At 61.3% G+C, this 14043-nt stretch carries 11 protein-coding genes; 5 read left to right on the top strand and 6 right to left on the bottom strand.

The window, feature by feature from the left end; translation table 11 throughout:
- Window positions 1–123 precede the first annotated feature (123 nt).
- On the bottom strand, window positions 124–1518 hold the full coding sequence (locus V6B08_RS07510) for an aminotransferase-like domain-containing protein (RefSeq protein ID WP_341979240.1): 1395 nt from the start codon (window positions 1516–1518) through the stop codon (window positions 124–126).
- 272 nt (window positions 1519–1790) lie between these two features.
- Between V6B08_RS07510 and V6B08_RS07505 the strand changes: the two genes are divergently transcribed.
- From V6B08_RS07505 to V6B08_RS07490, 4 genes are all read left to right on the top strand, one after another.
- The gene (locus tag V6B08_RS07505) at window positions 1791–3110 is read left to right on the top strand and encodes a hydroxymethylglutaryl-CoA reductase, degradative (RefSeq protein ID WP_341979238.1); all 1320 of its coding nucleotides are present in this window, start codon (window positions 1791–1793) and stop codon (window positions 3108–3110) included.
- A gap of 131 nt (window positions 3111–3241) precedes the next feature.
- A complete protein-coding gene (locus V6B08_RS07500) occupies window positions 3242–4480 on the top strand; it encodes a CaiB/BaiF CoA transferase family protein (protein WP_341979236.1) in 1239 nt (412 codons plus the stop codon).
- Window positions 4480–5238 carry an enoyl-CoA hydratase/isomerase family protein gene (locus V6B08_RS07495; protein ID WP_341979233.1) on the top strand — a complete coding sequence of 253 codons (759 nt, stop codon included), beginning with the start codon at window positions 4480–4482 and terminating at the stop codon, window positions 5236–5238. Before V6B08_RS07500 ends, V6B08_RS07495 begins: the two co-directional genes overlap by 1 nt.
- A gap of 43 nt (window positions 5239–5281) precedes the next feature.
- Window positions 5282–6508, top strand: a complete 1227-nt coding sequence (locus V6B08_RS07490) for an ABC transporter substrate-binding protein (protein WP_341979231.1) — start codon at window positions 5282–5284, stop codon at window positions 6506–6508.
- Window positions 6509–6920: 412 nt separating this feature from the next.
- On the opposite strand, the gene V6B08_RS07485 is transcribed toward V6B08_RS07490, so the two are convergent.
- On the bottom strand, window positions 6921–7856 hold the full coding sequence (locus V6B08_RS07485; protein ID WP_341979230.1) for a dihydrodipicolinate synthase family protein: 936 nt from the start codon (window positions 7854–7856) through the stop codon (window positions 6921–6923).
- Between the two features lie 111 nt (window positions 7857–7967).
- Between V6B08_RS07485 and V6B08_RS07480 the strand changes: the two genes are divergently transcribed.
- Window positions 7968–10877 carry an FAD-dependent oxidoreductase gene (locus tag V6B08_RS07480; RefSeq protein WP_341979228.1) on the top strand — a complete coding sequence of 970 codons (2910 nt, stop codon included), beginning with the start codon at window positions 7968–7970 and terminating at the stop codon, window positions 10875–10877.
- Window positions 10878–10883: 6 nt separating this feature from the next.
- On the opposite strand, the gene V6B08_RS07475 is transcribed toward V6B08_RS07480, so the two are convergent.
- Genes V6B08_RS07475 through V6B08_RS07460 form a run of 4 tightly spaced genes read right to left on the bottom strand, consistent with a single transcriptional unit; the run spans window position 10884 to window position 14041 of the window.
- The gene (locus V6B08_RS07475; protein WP_341979226.1) at window positions 10884–11768 is read right to left on the bottom strand and encodes a polysaccharide deacetylase family protein; all 885 of its coding nucleotides are present in this window, start codon (window positions 11766–11768) and stop codon (window positions 10884–10886) included.
- A 29-nt stretch (window positions 11769–11797) separates the two neighbouring features.
- Window positions 11798–12478 carry an aldolase/citrate lyase family protein gene (locus V6B08_RS07470; protein WP_341979224.1) on the bottom strand — a complete coding sequence of 227 codons (681 nt, stop codon included), beginning with the start codon at window positions 12476–12478 and terminating at the stop codon, window positions 11798–11800.
- Window positions 12472–13863 (bottom strand): amidase, encoded by a 1392-nt coding sequence (locus tag V6B08_RS07465; RefSeq protein WP_341979222.1) that lies wholly within the window; start codon window positions 13861–13863, stop codon window positions 12472–12474. Before V6B08_RS07465 ends, V6B08_RS07470 begins: the two co-directional genes overlap by 7 nt.
- Window positions 13856–14041, bottom strand: a complete 186-nt coding sequence (locus tag V6B08_RS07460; RefSeq protein WP_341979220.1) for a hypothetical protein — start codon at window positions 14039–14041, stop codon at window positions 13856–13858. Before V6B08_RS07460 ends, V6B08_RS07465 begins: the two co-directional genes overlap by 8 nt.
- Window positions 14042–14043: the final 2 nt, after the last annotated feature.

Below are 14043 nucleotides of genomic sequence, written 5' to 3'. Positions count from 1 at the left end.
GTTTTGCACATAACCGCTTCGGACATTTTGCAAGGCAGCCAAGATCAATATTGAACAGGGATGCATCCTCGCGCAGACGGCAACTTTAAGAGGTGATGCGAATGCTTACATTGCCCTGCAGCGCTAGCTGCTATGCCGGGAAAGGAATTCATAGAATTTCGTATTATCGGCACGTGAGACATTTATCCGAATGCCGCGCGCCAGGTGATTGTTTTTATCGAGGCAGAACAAGCTGCCCGGAGCGATGAAGATGCTTTGCCTGGCACCCTGCCGGGCAAACTCCATATCGTCGATGCCCTCTGGCAGCATCAGATAAAGGTAATAGCCACCATTGCTCTGGGAATATATCCGCTGACCGGCCCGCAGCAGATTCTCCTGCACGCCAGCCAACGCGACTTCCGTACGCTGCCCCAGCCGCTTCAGATGGCGATCATAATGACCCTCGACAAGCAGGCGGTGGATCAGGCGCTCGACATGGCCGGAACTGTTCACGGTGGTCAGCATCTTGAGTTCCGCCAGCGCCGCGATGCGGTCGCTGCGGGCAGCGATGAAACCGGACCGCAGACTAGCGGAAAGCGTCTTGGAGAAAGTGCCGACCATGATGACGTTGTTGAGCTGATCCAGTGTCGCCAATCTGCTTTTGGCGATGGTCGGTAGGTCAACAAACGGATCGTCTTCGACGATCAGGAGGTTGAACTGCGTCGCGATCTTGAGAACAGCATGAGCAACCGGCAGGGTGATTGAGCCACCGGTCGGATTGTGACCCAGAGATTGGGTGAAGAACAGCTTGGGCCGCTCGGACTGAATTTTTGCGAGCAGATCGTCGACATCCGGTCCATCCGGCAGACGCCGGATACCAACCATTCGCACCTGCGCCAGCGCCAGTTTCGCGAAGAGCGGATAGTAGCCTGGCTCATCCACCAAAACGGTATCACCCGGCATCAGCATCGCGCGGATAATGAGATCGAGTGCGTGATTGGCACCAAAGGTCAGGAGAAGGCCTTCTTCTCCAACCTGCACTTGCTGGCCACGGAGGCGCTGGGCGATCTGTTGGCGCAGCGGAAAATAGCCGAGTGCGGAGCCATAGGCATCGGCATCTGCCGGCAGCATGCGGCCAATGCCGCTCAAATGCCGCTTGATTTCCGATTGCTCGGTCCAGGAGGCAGGCGGCCTGCCATCGCCAACCCGGATTTCAAAGCTCTGTGAAAGCTGGGCGCTCAGAAGCGAGGCGATATCGACCGCTTCAGCAACATGCTTCGGCTTCAGATTCTCGGCCTCGCCGCGGTAGATGACAACGAAGCCGGAGCCTGGCTTTGCGGCGACGAGATTGGCTAACACCAACCGGTCATAGGCTTCGACGACAGTATTTTTCGAAACAGAGAATTTCACCACCGCCTTTCGGATCGATGGCAAGCGGCTGCCCTCGGCCAATACGCCAGACACAATCTGATCACGCAGCTTGGCGGCCAGTTCACCCACCAAAGTGTCGCGCTTGTTAAACTCACCTGCCCCAGCCAAACCACCCTCCCTTCATGCATGGGTACAGTTGCAAAGAATTACCTAAACTGTCCACCCGCATGATGTCCGATGTGGCCTCGCGCTTCATCAATATCCATAACTCAGAGCTTAAATACTAAATTACAGGGAAAATATTGGGGTCAAGCACCTCATGGTCGATGAGATGGAATGGGTACAGTTTGAGACAATATCTTCAAACCGTCCCTTACATACCCAGCCAGAAAATGAATATGTGAAAAAAACACAATGGATTTGGTTAGGGAGATTCGACCGTGGCAGGACTGGGCAGTGGCGTTAACCGCCATGTCGTTAATTCCCGTTTGGAGAATCTGCGCAATCTGACGCCGACAGAGCGGTTGGAGCAGGTAGCCGTCGCCGCCGCCCTCGGCGAGAGCGAGAAAAACGCCTTCGCCGCCGGCGCACTGCCCCTCACGTTGGCGAATGGCATGATCGAGAATGTGATCGGCACGTTTGAATTGCCGATTGCCGTCGCCACCAATTTCACCATCAACGGCCGTGACTATCTGGTGCCAATGGCAGTCGAGGAACCCTCGGTGGTGGCCGCCGCTTCCTACATGGCCCGCATCATCCGCAAATGCGGCGGCTTCCAGACCTCCAGCACCGGCCCGATCATGCGGGCACAGATCCAGGTGCTCGGCGTCACCGATCCATATGGCGCGCGCGCCAAATTGTTGCGGGAACGGGCGGAGATCATCGCTGCGGCGAATGCCAAGGACAAAGTACTGATCTCACTTGGTGGCGGCTGTCGCGATGTCGAGGTGCATATTTTCGAGGATACCCCCGTTGGCCCAATGGTGGTGGCCCATCTCATTGTCGATGTACGCGATGCCATGGGTGCCAACACGGTCAATACCATGGCGGAAACCGTCGCGCCTCTGGTGGAGAAGATCACCGGTGGCGAAGTCCGCCTGCGCATCCTGTCGAATTTCGCCGATCTGCGCATCGCCCGCGCCATGGCTACCATCACACCCGAAGCATTGAAGACCGAGGAGTATTCCGGCGAGCGCATCGCTGGCGGCATTGTCGAGGCCTGCGCCTTCGCCCTGGTGGATCCCTACCGGGCGGCGACCCATAACAAAGGCATCATGAACGGCATTGATCCGATTGTTGTGGCCACCGGCAATGACTGGCGTGCCATCGAAGCCGGCGCCCATGTCTGGGCCTCTCGGTCCGGCCGCTATACTTCGCTGACGCACTGGGAAATCAACCGCGCTGGCAATCTCGTCGGCACGATTGAGATGCCGATGGCACTTGGCCTGGTAGGCGGCGCCACCAAGACCCATCCCGCCGCCCGCGCCGCCCTGAAGATCCTGAATGTGGAAACCGCCCAGGAGCTGGCTGAAGTGGCCGTTGCGGTAGGCCTGGCACAGAATATGGGTGCTCTCCGCGCCCTGGCGACGGAAGGAATCCAGAAGGGCCATATGGCGCTGCATGCCAGGAACATCGCCATCGTTGCCGGTGCCAGCGGCGACGAGATCGAAAAGATCGCTGCCGCCTTGGCCGCCAATCACGACGTGCGCGTCGATCGCGCCAAAGAAATGCTGGAATCCATGCGCCGGGAGAAAGTCTGAAGTTGACCAATGCCGCCAAATCGCGGCCGGCCGGTATCAGCGCAAAAAATTCCGGTCTTCACCCTCTTGCGCCGCGATAACTCCTGACAACCATGTTGTCTGCAGAGCTGTTGCGAAAATGGGAGAGAAACATGAGCGCAGGAAAACATAATACTGGCCTGGAGGAACGGGCCGGCCCGCTAAAGGGATTGACAGTGCTCGACATCACGCGAGTGGTTGCCGGCCCATTCTGCTCGATGCTGCTGGCCGACCTGGGCGCCACCGTGATCAAGGTTGAGCATCCGGACGACCCGGATTACGCGAGGACTTTCCCGCCTTTCGCCGGCATCGATGACGAACAGTTGAGCGCTTTCTTCGCCCAGTATAACCGCAACAAACTCGGCATCACCCTGAACTTCAAATCCAATGAAGCCAGGGAATTGCTGAAAAAACTGGTCCGCCGCACCGATATCCTGGTCGAGAATTTCCGGCCCGGGACGATGGATAAGCTTGGGCTCGGCTATGAGGTGCTGCAGAAGATCAATCCCAGGCTGGTCTATACCGCGATCAGCGGGTTCGGCCGTACCGGGCCCAACTCGTCCAAACCAGCCTACGACAATACCGGCCAGGCCGCCGGTGGCCTCTGGTCGATGAACGGCTATCCAGATATGCCGCCGGTGCGCGTCGGCACCATCATTGGCGATCTTGCCGCGTCGCTCTATGCCGCCATCGGTACGCTTGCCGCGCTGCGGCAGGCAGAAAAGACCGGTATCGGCCAGGTGGTCGATGTTTCGCAGCAGGATTCGGTGCTCACCCTCACCGAGAATGCTGTCGTGCGCTACACCGCCAAGCAGGAAATCGCCTCGCCCCTCGGCAACGATCATCCCTTTGTGCGGCCCTATGGGCAATTCCGCTGCAAGGATGGCTATGTCTTCTTCGGCGGCTATACCGACAAATTCTGGGCAATCACCTGCAGCTTGTTCGGCGATCCTGAAAAGGCTGCCGACCCGGCAATCGATACGATGGAAAAGCGTTTCGACCCGGTGGTGGCAGAAAGCATTGTTAAGCCACTTCTGGAAGGTTGGTTCGGCAAGTACACGAAGGCCGAGCTTGAAGCCATGGCTGGCGACAAAGTCCCGCTCAGCGCCATCAAGAATATCGCCGAAGTGGTGGAAGACCCCCATATCGCGGCGCGCAACATGATCGTTAACGTGCCTGTCGCCGGCAAGCTGATCGGCATGTTCGGCCAGCCGATCAAGCTTTCCCATGCCCCCGGCATGACATTCGAAAAAGCTCCTGCGCCAGGCGAGCATAACGCCCTGGTGCTTTCCTGCCTTGCTGGCGTGACGCCTGCCGAATTCGAGCAGCTCAAGGCATCGGGAGCGATCTGATGTCTATCGATCTGATAAAGAATGGACACATAGCGACAATCCGGATCAACCGGCCAGACAAACTGAATGCGCTGACGCTTGCGATGTATGACGAGCTCGGCAGCGCGTTTCATGCCGTCAATGACGACAGTGAGATTCGCGTCGTGGTGCTTGCTGGTGCAGGTGATCGCGCCTTTTGTGTCGGTGCTGATCTGACGGAATCGATTCCGGCGCTGGCTTCCGACCGGATCGATATCTCGGCCTGGGATCCGGCGCATATCAAGTTTCCCGGCTTCTACAAGCCCGTTGTCAGCGCCATCCGCGGCCTTTGCATGGGTGGCGGTTTCGAGATCATGTTGGCAACTGATATCCGCATCGCCGCGCATACGGCAATTTTCCAGCTACCGGAGCCGAAGCATGGTTTCGTGCCCGCTGGCGGCACGCTGGTACGGCTGGTTCGGCAGATCGGTTATGCCCATGCCATGGAAATCATGCTGACAGCGGAGAGATTCTCAGCACAGGACATGCTGGCCAGAGGCGTCGTCAATCAGGTGTGCGATGCAGATCAAGTCGAATCACTTGCCATTGAAATAGCCGAAAAAATCGCCGCATTAAGTCCAGGAGCAATCCAGACAATCAAGCAAGCGGCACTAACACTGCCAGACCTGCCGCTCGCCGAAGCTTTTCGCCAGGAGGCTGCGCTCGGCCAACGCACCTTCACCAGCATGGACGCCAAACGCGGCCTTGCTGCCTTTGCAAGCAAGGGAACACAAAAATAGGCCGGCACTGGAAACCAAGAACCACTTCAATGGGAGGACAAACATGAAGATATCTAACCAGGCTGCAGCGGCACTGCTCGCCACTACCGTAGTTCTATGCGCGCATACCGCTTTCGCACAAAACACCAAAGTCTCTGATGGCATCATCAAGGTCGGTGTGATCGAGGATATGTCTGGTGTCTATGCCGATATTACCGGCAAGGGCGCGGTGGCGGCCGCACAGATGGCCATTGATGAATTCGGCGGCAAGGTTCTCGGCATGCCGATTGAACTGGTCTACGCGGACCACCAAAACAAACCCGACATCGGCGGCGCCATCGCCCGCAAGTGGTTTGACACCGAGAAGGTGGATGCCATCCTTGATGTCGCCTCCTCCTCACCGGCTCTTGCGGTGCTGGAAATAGCCAAGGAAAAGAAGAAAATTCTTACCCTTAGTTCGCCTGGGTCGATCCGGATCACCAACGATGCCTGTGGGCCTTATGCGGTGCATTGGGCCTATGATACCTATGCCATCGCGCAGAGCACTGGGCGCGCCCTGGTGGAGCAAGGCTTCAACACCTGGTATTTCGTAACCGCCGACTACGCCTTCGGCCATAGCCTGGAAAGCGACCTCAGCGCCGTCGTCACCAGTCTCGGCGGCAAGGTTCTTGGCAACACCCGGCATCCAGTAGGCACGGCAGATTTCTCGTCCGCCCTGCTGACGGCGCAAAACTCGAAGCCGAAGGTCATCGCCCTGGCCAATGCCGGCGGCGATACGATCAACTCGATCAAGCAGGCTTCTGAATTCGGTCTGACTCAGAGCGGTCACAAGCTCGCCGCCCTTGCCGGCTTCATCAACGATGTGCATGGCCTCGGCCTCAAGGAAGCCCAGGGCCTGACAATTACCGAGGCATCCTACTGGGATCTGAATGACGAAACGCGGAAATGGTCACAGCGTTTCTTTGCCACCGTGGGCGCCATGCCGAACATGCTGCAGACCGGCACCTATTCCTCGGTGCTGCACTATCTGAAGGCGGTGCAGGCGGCAGGCACCGACAGCACCGAAGAAGTTATGGCGAAGATGCGTGAAATCACCATCAACGATGTATTCTACAAGAATGGCAAGATCCGTGAGGACGGTCGCATGGTCCACGACATGTATCTGTTCGAGGTCAAGAAGCCATCCGAATCGAAGGGGCCGTGGGATTATTACAAGCTGCTGGCCACCATTCCGGCGGATAAGGCATTCCAGCCGCTGTCACTGTCAAAATGCCCGCTGGTGAAGAAGTAACGCCGACGGGCTATTGAAGCTGAAAAGCCGCCTATTGCGACACCAGACGCAGGCCATCGATCCCTTACCCGGCTCGATGGCCTGCGGATGTGTGAGAGGGGCGTCAGCCGCGAGGCCAGAGGTAACAGCCTGCACCGGCATGCCCTGGTCGGATCCAGTGATTTCCGCATCGCTGCCGGCTCGCCCGACAGGATAATCGAAGCTTTTTAAGGTCTGATGGACGGGTTCTGTTTCGGTTTGCAATCGCACCCGGAATACCGCCGCACCGATTTCGACCGGACCGTTCTCGCCGATTTTGTCCGCCGCTCGGCCTTGCTTGCGCGGCGGTGCACGAGCGCCACAGATCACACCCGTTGAGCACAAAAAAAGCAGCGGAGGCTTGCGCCTCCGCTGCTCGAACTTCGCGCCGCTCTTATTCGGCTACGGAGGCGAGGTTCTGCCTGCGGCCCGGCACGCCGAAGCGGATCATGCCATCGCGCAATTGGGAAAGATGCGGTTCCTCGAGCGGGCGCAGCGGCAGGCGCGGATAGCCGCCCGGCAGGCCGATGATGTTCATCGCCGCCTTCACGGCGCTGTACATATTGCGGTCGCCTTCGGAGAGGAAACGGCGGAACTCGATGCCGACGCGCTGCAGCTGTCGCGCCTTGTCCCAATCGCCCGCCTTGCTTGCGCGCCACAGACCAACCGTCATCTGCGGCCAGAGGTTGGAGTAAGTATCCACCCAGCCATCGGCCCCCATCAGCACGGCCGGCGCACCAAACATCGTCGACGGGCCGATCAGCACGCGCAGGCGATCGCTGACAGAGGTCTGCAGGCGCCAGAAAATATTGAAGTCGAAGCTGCTGTCCTTGATCGCCACCGTGGTACGCAGATCCGCCAGCTTGTTGACCAGTTCCGGCGTCAGATCATTCACCGTGTCGCGTGGAATGTTGTAGAGCAGGATCGGCAGGTCCACCGCATCCGACACCATCTTGTAATGGTGATAGATATCATCGTTGTTCGGTCGCACCAGGTATGGCGGCATCACCATCACGCCGCTGCAGCCGATATCGGCTGCGTAGCGCGTAAGATCGACCACGTCTGGCGTGTAGTTGGCGCTGGCGCCACCGATCACCGGGATGCGACCGGCAGCGGCTTCCACCGCCACCTTCATAACGCGCTTGCGTTCCTCAATCGACTGCGCCCAGAACTCGCCGGTACAGCCGTTGGCGATAACCACATTCACGCCCTCTTCAACCAGGAAGTCGATCTGGTTGCGCAGGCCTTCTTCATTGATCGAGCCATCCTGGTTGAACGGCGTCACCACCGCAGTCACCTGCCCTGACCAATCTACCGAATTGCGATCCATTTTAGTGCTCCGGCTATGTTTCCAGAATGGAATACTAAGACTATAGAAATTTCCATTTTAATCAAAGATATTTTTCCGGGCCGAACGCAATTACCTTAGTCTGTCAGGACCATGGACGCTCAGATTTCCCACCGCTTCGCCACGCCAGCCTATCGCCAATGTGGTGCCGATGTCGCCATCAGAGTTGATGGGCAAGCCATTGCGGCAATAGAGGGCGATACGATTGCCGCAGCCATGGCGGCATCCGGCTTGCGGCAATTCGGCGTTGATCGCGGACGTATTCGCGCCGGCTTTTGCGGCATGGGCGTATGCATGGATTGCATTGTTACCGTAGATGGCAGACCGGGGCAGCGGGCCTGCCTCACCAAGGTGCAGCCGGGGCAGGAAATACACACAAAGGGCGGTGCCGCTGCCGGACGCCCCGGCAAGCCGCTGCGTGAGGAGCGCTGCGATGTCGCGATAGTGGGCGCCGGTCCGGCAGGTCTGGCGGCGGCGGCAATGCTGGCACGGCGCGGCCTGGATGTGGCAGTGCTGGACGAACGCCCCAGTCCTGGCGGGCAGTATTTCAAACCGCTCAGTCCTGGCTTTGTGCCACGCAAGGGGGCGGCGGCGGATGCACAATTCGCCGCCGGACAGGCGCTGGTTGCCGAAGCGCGCGCCGCCGGTGCCAGATTTCACACCGGTTGCATGGTTTGGGACATCACGCGGCAGGCACAGGGATACCACCTCTTTGCCGAAAGCGAGGCCAACGCGCTGCATTGGTCGGCGCGGTTTGTCATCCTCGCCACCGGGGCGGCCGAGCGTCCGCTGCCGGTGCCGGGCTGGACCCTGCCCGGGGTCATGGCGACTGGTGCGGCACAGACGCTGAGCCGCAGCTATCGCGTGGCGCCTGGCCGACGCATCCTGATCGCCGGCAACGGGCCGCTCAATCTCCAGCTTGCCGCCAGCCTGGCCGCCGATGGTGCCGAACTGGTCGCTGTGGCCGAGGCGGCACCAGCACCCTGGGCCGCCGCGGCAGCCGATCTTGTTGCGCTGGCCCGCCATGGCACGGCGCAAACTTTGCGCGGGCTTGGTTATCTCGGCCAGCTCTGGGCGCGGCGCGTACCGCTGCACTTCTCGACCGCGCTGCTGCGGGTGCATGGCGCGCACCAGGTCGAAGCCGCCACCCTTGCCATCGTCGATGCCGAAGGACGGCCGCTTCCAGGCAGTGAATGGACCTGCGCGGTCGACACCGTCTGCATGGGCTATGGCTTCCAGCCCAATCTCGAATTGCAGCAGATACTGGGGCTCGGCATGGCCCTGGATCAACGCCAGCATGCACGCGGCGTTGTGCCGGATTGCGATGCGATGGGCCGCAGCAGCCTGCCCGGCCTCTATGTCGCCGGGGATTGTGCCGGCATCTGGGGCGCGGATGCGGCGCAAAGCGGCGGCAGGCTGGCGGCCGAAGCCTTGCTGGCAGACCGCGAGGCCGGCAAGGCACGGCCGGATGCAGCGGCCCGCCAATGGCAGCAAGACCAGGCCGGCCAGCGCGCGTTCCAGGGTGCGCTCTGGCGCATTTACCGCGCGCCGCCCTTGGCGCATCTGCCGGATGACGACGCCATATTGTGCCGTTGCGAAGCGGTGCCGCGTGCCGAAGTATTTGCGGCCCAGTCCGACGCGGCAGCGTTGCTCGCCGATATGAAACGGGCCACGCGCTGCGGCATGGGACGTTGCCAGGGCCGGCTTTGCAGCGCCAATCTGGCGGCCTGCCATCCGGAAGCGATGCAAGCCGATTCCCGCCTGCCGGCTCAAGTACCGGCCAAACCGATCACGCTGGATGCGATGGCCGGCTATGCCGCATTGATTGGCGATGGAACCAGTGTTGCGCCGTTGCCGGCACCGCCGCCGAGTGTCGGCCAGCCATTGCCCGCACCGCTGCATGCCGATGTGGCGGTGATCGGTGGCGGTGCCATTGGCCTATGCACGGCGCTGGCACTCCAGGAGAGTGGCGCCAGCGTGGTGGTGATTGATCGCGACCGGGGGCGCGGCCAGGCTTCCTTTGCCAATGCCGGCAGCCTGCATACCCAGATTCTGGCCTATGCCTTTCCGATCCTGGAGGGCGAGAATGTGCAAGCGGCACTGGATCTGCTGCGACTGCAAAAGCGTAGCGTTGCTTTGTGGCAAGCCCTGGCGCCGAGGCTGGATACCAATATCGAGATCGCCGTGACGGGCGGCCTGGTGGTGGCGGAGACGCCGGAAGACCTGGAGAAGCTGCGGCGCAAGGTGGTGCTGGAAAATGCCGCCGGTGCCGATAGCCGGCTACTTACTGCCGCCGAAGCGCAAGGCTTCGTACCGCACCTGTCATCATCCGTGATGGCCGCTTCCTATGGCGCCGATGAAGGCAAGATCAATCCATTGCTGGCCGCGCCGGCGCTCGCGCGGCTGGCCCGGCGCAACGGCATCACCATCCTGGAACAGGCGCCGGTGCAGGGTATCCGCCGCGAACCGGAAGGCTTTGCCATCGCGACGGCGCGGGGCCTGGTGCGGGCACGCCGCGTGGTGAATGCCGCCGGCGGCTGGGCCGGAGAAATTGCCGGCATGATCGGCGAGACAATTCCAGTGCGCGCCACACCGCTGCATATGCTGGTGAGCGAGCCGGCGCCGCCATTGACCGATCTGCTGCTGGCGCATGTCAGCGAACGGCTGACCATGAAGCAGGCCAAGGCCGGCAACATGATCATCGGTGGCGGCTGGCGCGCCGTGGCTGCCGCCGATGGGCGTTTGCGGGCCAGCGCCCCGCGTCTCGCCGGGAATCTCGTCACGGCGGCGCGGGTGCTGCCGCCGGTAGCCGATCTGGTGATGCTGCGAAGCTGGGTGGCGGTGAATTCCGGCACCGATGGGCGGCCGATCCTGCGCGAGTCGGGGCGTGAGAGGGGTTTCTTCCACGCTGTCACCATGAATGGCATGACTCTGGGGCCAGCCTATGGCCGCGCCTGTGCCGATCTGGTTCTGGGCCGGCAGGCCGATCCGCTCCGTGCGTGATCGCCTTCAGGCCGGCGCCGGCACCTGTGCCAAATACCAGTCGTAGATCTGCTCGCCAGTCCAGAAACAGACACCGCTGCGCTGCTTCATGTAATTCAGCATCTTCTCGAGATAGGTGATGCGGTGCGCCGCACCGGTGACATATGGGTGCACGCCGAATGCCATCACCCGCGTCGAGTTGGCCGACTCCTCATAGAGCCGGTCGAAGGCATCGCAGGTGCGGCGGAACATCTCGTCGGAGGAATGCTGCCCGGTCACCATGATGGTGATGTCGTTGAGTTCGACCGAATACGGGATGGACAGAATCGGGCCATGCGCCGTCTTCACCCAGAAAGGCTGGTCATCCAGAATCCAGTCAGCAAACCATTTCAACCCGGCTTCGGCGACGAAATCCAGCGTATGGAATGTCTGTGTCCGCCCCGGCCCCAGCCAGCCTTCCGGCTGCTTGCCGGTGAAATCGCGCAAGGTATCGAGCGACAGCCGGATCATGTCGCGTTGATCCTCGATCTGATGGATCGGCATCTGCACATAGCAATGCGCCATGAATTCCCAGGCCGCCTTGCGCACGGCCTGCGCCACTTCCGGATAGCTGCTGCATACCTTGGCGTTGATCGAAAGCGTCGGTCGTATGTCAGCCGCTGCGAAAGCCTCGATCAACCGCCAGATGCCCACACGCATGCCGTATTCATGCCAGGTCCAGTTCGGCATGTCGGGGATCACCTGCTGCCCCATCGGTGGCGAGGAGACATGGCGCGGCATCGGGCGCGTGACTTCCCATTCCTCGATATTCACCACCGGCCACACGATCATCCGTCCGCCATCGGGCAAGCTGAGTGCCGGTCGCGTGAAAGGCGAGGAATAGGGAAAGCGTTCCTTGGGCAATGTCGGCATGTAATCCTCGTTTCTACTGTAACGCGCCACTAACCAGCCGTGGCCACTTGCAACTGCTGCATCAAGCCCTTGAACACGGCAGGAAGGCGAACACTGAAATAGCGGGCGCCATGTTCATGCCACTCAGCCACGGAAGCTGGATCGACGGGCAGGCCGACCGTGCGGCCAGCTTGTGCGCCATCTCGCAAGGTCAGGCGCAGCAGGTCCTGCACCTCCACTGCCGATGCCTCCAGCCCCATGCCCCAGGCGATATCGTTTGGCCCCAGGAAGAAAGCATCAGCGGCATCGGCGGCGAATAATGCGGCGCGCGCCTCCACTGCGGCAGCGCTTTCAATCTGCGCCACCAATGCTGTCTTGTCGGCTGCTTTGCCACGGGCGTAGCGAATGGTCTCGCGGATCGCCACCAGATCCGCGGGATTTTCAATCCGGGGGCAGATCAGGCCGTCAACGCCGGTATCGAGATAGCGCACCAGTTCGGCCGGCATGTCGCTATGTGGCCGCAGCAGCACCGGGCAGCCGGAGGCATGGGCGGCACGGCGCATGGCGACGATCTGGCCGAGGTCGAGCGGGCTGCGCTCAGCATCGAGATAAACCGCATCGGCACCGGCCTTCGCCAGCATTTCCACTAGGTCCGGATTGGCACCCGCGGAATGCAGGGCGAAGAAAGCTGTGCCTGAGCGCAGCTTGTCGCGCAACGAACCGGCTAGCATGGCGGCCGCCTTTCATGCCAGGGATGTGCCTTCTCATAAGTCTGTGCGAAGCGGAACAACAAATCCTCGCGCCATGCCGGCGCCACCAGTTGCTGGCCCAGGGGCAACCCGTCGGCGGTGAAGCCCGTAGGGAAAGCCAGCGCCGGATGGCCGGAAAGACTGAAGGGCAGCCTTGCCTGCTTCTCGTAAGTCGTCCGGATCGCTTCCGGATCATCCAGGCGGCAGGGGACAGTCATGCTCGATACACAGAGCATCACATCGCAACGGCTGAAGGCATCGTCCAGAATTGCTGTCAGCACCCGCCGCGCCTTCAGGGCTTCGATATAGTCGATGGCGCGCAGGAAAGCCCCCGGAAGCAGCTTCTGCCGGCTGATGGCGCAGTAGCGCTCTGGCTGGCTCTCCAACCAGGGGCGATGGATCGAATAGGCTTCGCTCTGCTGGATCACGCGGGTGCAATTGGCCCAGTCCGCCAGCGGCGGCAGGTCGATCTCGACCAGCCTGGCGCCCAGTGCTGCAAAGGCAGCCGCCGTCTGCTCGAAATTCTCCGCCATCACTGCTTCGGTTTCCGGCGCATCGCGGTGGAAGCGGCGCACCAGGCCCAGCGTCATGCCCGTGATGCCCTGGGCAATCGGATACAGGCGGCCATGATGCGGATGCGCGCGACTGCCTGCCGGATCCGGATCGGGCTGCGCCAGGGCCGCAAAAATCAGGGCCATGTCTTCGACGCGCCGCGTGATCGGCCCAACGGCATCCAAGCTGAAGGCAAGCGGGAACACACCGCGCCGTGAAATCGCACCGGCAGTCGGCTTGAGGCCATACAGGCCGCAGCAGGTGGCCGGGTTGCGCACGGACCCCGCCGTATCGGTGCCAAGCGCGGCAGCCGCCATGCCGGCAGCAACAGCCGCGCCGGAGCCGCTGGAGGACCCCCCCGGGTGGCGTGTCACATCCCAGGGATTGCGCGCCGGTGGCCAGGGCAGATCGAAGCACGGCCCGCCAATGGCAAATTCATGCAAAGCGGTCTTGCCGAGGATGATGGCGCCATTCTCCCGCAGCCTCTCGACTACAGCAGCATCGCGGGAGGCAACATGGTTCTCAGTAACGGCGGAATGGCTGCTGGTGCGCTGGCCGGCGACGTCAATGATATCCTTGACCGCAATCGGGATGCCATCCAGCGGTGAAGCAGGACCGGAGCGATCGATCAGGTTCTGTCGCGTGGCAGCGGCGCGTCGCACCGCATCGGCATCAACATGCAGATAGGCATTCAGGCGCTGATCGCGACGCGCGATGCGCGCCAGGTAGCTGTCGCACAGCTCCGGGGCCGAAAGCGCTCGGCGCGCAATCAGCGCGGCGGCGTCGGCCACACTGAGATCGGCGGCTTCAGCCATCGGCCGGCTCACGGCAGCTCGGTTGAAAGGCCGGCATCGTCTGGCTATCCACTGGAAAGGAGAGCTTCAACGGCTGGGCACGGTTGCGGGCCACAGCCACGTCAGCGGCAGCCACGGCCTCTGCCCGCGCCAGTTCGGCGGCGAGCAGCGAGGCGGAAACGGCTGCCGAGTTTACCATGG

The organism is Ferrovibrio sp. MS7, from assembly GCF_038404985.1.
Lineage (GTDB): Bacteria > Pseudomonadota > Alphaproteobacteria > Ferrovibrionales > Ferrovibrionaceae > Ferrovibrio > Ferrovibrio plantarum.
This window is presented reverse-complemented; position numbering and strand designations above follow the sequence as displayed.